This is a genomic window from Rubrivirga sp. (assembly GCF_049648075.1).
Lineage (GTDB): Bacteria > Bacteroidota > Rhodothermia > Rhodothermales > Rubricoccaceae > Rubrivirga.
Map to the genome: position 1 here is coordinate 1 of NZ_JBARYR010000633.1, position 3,459 is coordinate 3,459.

The 3,459-nt window shown below is 70.3% G+C and carries 5 protein-coding genes; 2 read left to right on the top strand and 3 right to left on the bottom strand.

What is annotated here, in order from left to right:
* Nucleotides 1–171 precede the first annotated feature (171 nt).
* Both WBA11_RS17210 and WBA11_RS17215 read right to left on the bottom strand, forming a co-directional pair.
* Nucleotides 172–714, bottom strand: coding sequence for a GNAT family N-acetyltransferase (locus WBA11_RS17210; RefSeq protein WP_424521873.1), 543 nt, complete (start codon nt 712–714; stop codon nt 172–174).
* Entirely contained in the window at nt 711–995 is a 285-nt protein-coding gene (locus tag WBA11_RS17215; RefSeq protein ID WP_424521874.1) for a hypothetical protein, read from the bottom strand. The genes WBA11_RS17210 and WBA11_RS17215 overlap by 4 nt, the downstream gene beginning before the upstream one ends.
* 52 nt (nt 996–1,047) lie before the next feature.
* Between WBA11_RS17215 and pdxH the strand changes: the two genes are divergently transcribed.
* Nucleotides 1,048–1,686, top strand: a complete 639-nt coding sequence (pdxH, locus tag WBA11_RS17220; RefSeq protein WP_424521875.1) for a pyridoxamine 5'-phosphate oxidase — start codon at nt 1,048–1,050, stop codon at nt 1,684–1,686.
* Entirely contained in the window at nt 1,683–2,078 is a 396-nt protein-coding gene (locus WBA11_RS17225; protein ID WP_424521876.1) for a carboxypeptidase-like regulatory domain-containing protein, read from the top strand. The genes pdxH and WBA11_RS17225 overlap by 4 nt, the downstream gene beginning before the upstream one ends.
* Nucleotides 2,079–2,125: 47 nt before the next feature.
* On the opposite strand, the gene WBA11_RS17230 is transcribed toward WBA11_RS17225, so the two are convergent.
* Nucleotides 2,126–3,459, bottom strand: a 1,334-nt coding sequence (locus WBA11_RS17230; RefSeq protein ID WP_424521877.1) for an inner membrane CreD family protein, incomplete at its 5' end; no start/stop codon positions are given.

Here is a 3,459-nt window from a genome sequence, read left to right on the forward strand (position 1 = left end):
CGAGCGTGTGGTCGAGCTCGAGGTCGGTGCGTCGCGCGATGGTGCGGGCGAACGGCAGCAGCGACGAGCCCGGTCCTCCGTGAATGACGAGGACGGGGACCGGTCCCCGCCCGCGAAGAGCGACGAAGGAGCGGATTCCGTTTGGTTCGATCCAGAAGGAATCGCTGGACGTCATGGTGCCGGGTCCGACGCGAGCCGGGACCACAGCGCGACGTCCTCGAAGCGTCCCCACTTGCGGACGCGCTGCCGGAGCACGACCTCGAGGGAGAACCCGTTTTTCTCGAGCACGCGGCCCGATGCGGGGTTGCGCGTCACGTGGGGCGCGTAGAGCCGGTTCATGCCGAGGTGCCCGAACCCGACCTCGATGATGACCCGGACGATCTCGCTCATGTAGCCCCGGCCCCAGGCGTCCGGCGCGAGCCAGAAGCTGAGCCCGGCCTGCTCATGCTCGAGGTCGGTGTCCCAGATCTCGGCGAGCCCGCAGAACGCGCCGTCGTGGGTCTCGGCAACGAACGTGCTGCCCCGGCCGCCCTCGAGGTCGGCACGGCGGGCGGCGACGAATCGCTCGGCCTCGCCGTCGGGGTACGGGTGGGGAATCGAGATCATCGTGTCGGCGATCTCTCGGAGGCGCGCGACAGCGCCGATGGCCGAGGCGTCGCCGGCCTCGACGGGCCGGAGCGTGAGCCGCTCGGTCTGAAAAGTCGGGATGGTCATCGCGGCCTCGAGGCCGGCTCCACCCGCCAGTCCGCGAGGGCTCGGTGCTTGACGGCCTCGCCGAAGAGACACAGCCCCGCGTTGACGATGCACAGTCCGATCGTCCCGTAAGCGACCCACGAGTCACCCCGGTTCTTCCTCGAGGTCGCTTCGCCGACGACGGACAGGCCGAACCCAACGGCTGCGAGCCCCGCCGGCGAGAAACGCCGCCACGTCGAGAGGTGTCGCTCGGTGCGCGCAGCCTCGAGGGCAGAATCCGTCGAACGTTGGAGGTCGGGCATCGAACCGGGGAGCGTGTGGACCGTCCCACGGCGGACCCCTCTTGCCGTTCCCATGCCCGACGTCGCCGACTTGCGCGAGTCCTACGAACGCGGCGCCCTCGAGGCCGCCGACCTGCCCAACTCGCCGTTCGACCTGTTCGAGAAATGGTTCGACGAGGCCAAAGCCGTCGGCACGCGCGAGCCGAACGCGATGACGCTGGCGACGGCCTCGGCGGACGGCGTCCCGTCGGCCCGCGTCGTGCTGCTGAAGGGCGTCGATCGTGGGTTCTGCTTCTACACCAACTACGAGAGCCGCAAAGGGCAGGAGCTCGACGCCAACCCGCGTGCGTCGCTCGTGTGGTGGTGGCCCGAGCTCGAGCGGCAGGTCCGCGTCGAGGGCGCCGTCGAACGCGTCGAGGACGAGACCGCCGACGCCTACTACGCGAGCCGACCTCGAGGCAGCCGGCTGGGCGCCTGGGCGAGCCCGCAGAGCCGGCCCGTGCCGGACCGTCGCACGCTCGAGGTGTTGGTCGACGAGATCGAGGGCGAGTACCGCGACCGTGGGGACGTGCCTCGGCCGGGCTTCTGGGGCGGCTACCGCGTCGTGCCGACCGCCGTCGAGTTCTGGCAGGGCCGTCCGAGCCGGTTGCACGACCGTCACGTCTACCGCCGCGACGGGGAAGGCTGGACGACGGGACGTCTGGCGCCGTGACTCGTCCTCGCGGCCTCGGGCTGCTGCTCGCAGCTTTCCTGCTCGCAGGATGCGGATCGGCCGAGCGCGTCTTCGTCCTTGCGGCTGACCAAGCTAGAGGGGGCGAGTGGCGCATGGCCGTTTCCGCCCTCGAGGTCGAGAGCCGTGCCAGTGGGTTGCGGATCGTCGGCCGCGTGACGGACGCCGAGACCGAGGACCTCTTGGTCGGCGCCACGGCGGCCGTGGTGGGGACGGAGCGCGGAACGGTGGTTCAGACCGACGGGCGGTTCGTCCTCGACGGCCTCGAGGCCGAGCAGTCGGTCCTGTTCTCGTACGCGGGCTACGCGCCGTACACACTCACCGTCCGCGCACTCGCCGGCCTCGAGGCCGATTCGAAAGGCGCGAGACGCTAGCTCGAATCCGATAGAGGCCTCGAGGAGCCACCATCTTCGAACCCGCGCTACGCCGCCAAGACCTGAGCCGGCGGCCCGTCGACGTGGGCCTCGCCGCCCGGACCGGCCGCCTCGGGCCGAGCCAGCACGGCCTCCCAGTCGAGACGTCCCGTCGCCTGCATCGTCACGAACAGCGTCGCGACCGAGAGCAGCGTGACCGCCAGTCCTGTCGCGCCCTCGAGGAAGAACGTCGCCGCGAACGCGACGAGGTAGATCGCCTGTGCGCCGCCGACCTCGAGGACGGCGAACCGCAAGCCGGCCACCAGCCGCACGTACGAGATCACCAGCGCCATGCTCACCGCCGACGCTACGACCATCGCCGTGACCACGCTCAGGTGATCGACGAGGTAGGCCAGCAGCAGGTGGAACGCGAAGCACGCCGCGCCCAAGAAGAAGTAGTGCATCGGGTGGAGCCGGACGCCGCGCAGGAGCGAGAGCACGAAGACGGCGAAGAAGAACAGGAACAGGCTGACCGGCGCGAAGAACGTCACGCGGCTCACCCACGGGCCGGGGTTCAGCTTCTGCGGCATCGCGATTCCAAGATCGGCCGAGGCGACCAGCGTGCCCGGATCCCACGTCAGCGCCCAGCCGTCGTCGGTGCGCTCCTTCCCCGTCGGGGACAGCGTGCCGGCGGGGAAGTCGACGTCGTCGAAGTCGGTCGTGACGGCGAGTCGGAAGTCGCGGGCCGTGCGGACGCCGGCCTCGTTGCCGTACCCGGAGACGAGCGCGTAGCGCCACGTCGTGGTGCCTTGGGACCCATAGCGGACGCGGACCTTGGCGACCTCGCCGGCCTCGAGGGCGATGACGTGCTTGATCTCTCCGTTCGCGGCGTCGACCGTGACCGCTTGCCCGTCGACCCACAGCGCTAGGTCGGAGAACACGGAGGCGCCGCCGGGGAGCGGGAACGCGAACTCGAAGCGGCCGTCGCGGCCGTCGTTCTCCACCGTGTACGTCCCGTCGAAGTCGGCACCGTAGGTCGCGTACCACATCAGGCCCTTTTTGCGGTGGTCCAAGGCGAGGTCGACCTCGAGGTCGCTGGCCGCGAGCGGGACGGGGCCGCGAGAGATCTCGGAGACGACTTCCTGGACCTGCTGGAACGAGCCGTCGCCGGCTTCGCTCGGCTCCTGGCGCGTCACCGTCCGGGCGGTTCGGCCGAGCCGGCTCAGCGTCGGCGCGCGCTGGGTTTGGGGGCCGCCCCACAGCTCGCCCACGTCGCTGCGCAGGGTGTTGTCGGAGACCTCCGTTCGGTGGACGACGGTGCCGCCCAGGACCATCCAGGCGACGGAGCAGGACGTGAAGATGAACGCGATGGCGAAGAGACGTTTGAGCATGGGAGCGTGAG

What these genes read in the sequence shown, in the direction of transcription:
- WBA11_RS17210 (WP_424521873.1), bottom strand. Translation starts at nt 714, where the DNA reads ATGACCATCCCGACTTTTCAGACCGAGCGGCTCACGCTCCGGCCCGTC.
- WBA11_RS17215 (WP_424521874.1), bottom strand. Translation starts at nt 995, where the DNA reads ATGCCCGACCTCCAACGTTCGACGGATTCTGCCCTCGAGGCTGCGCGC.
- pdxH (WP_424521875.1), top strand. Translation starts at nt 1,048, where the DNA reads ATGCCCGACGTCGCCGACTTGCGCGAGTCCTACGAACGCGGCGCCCTC.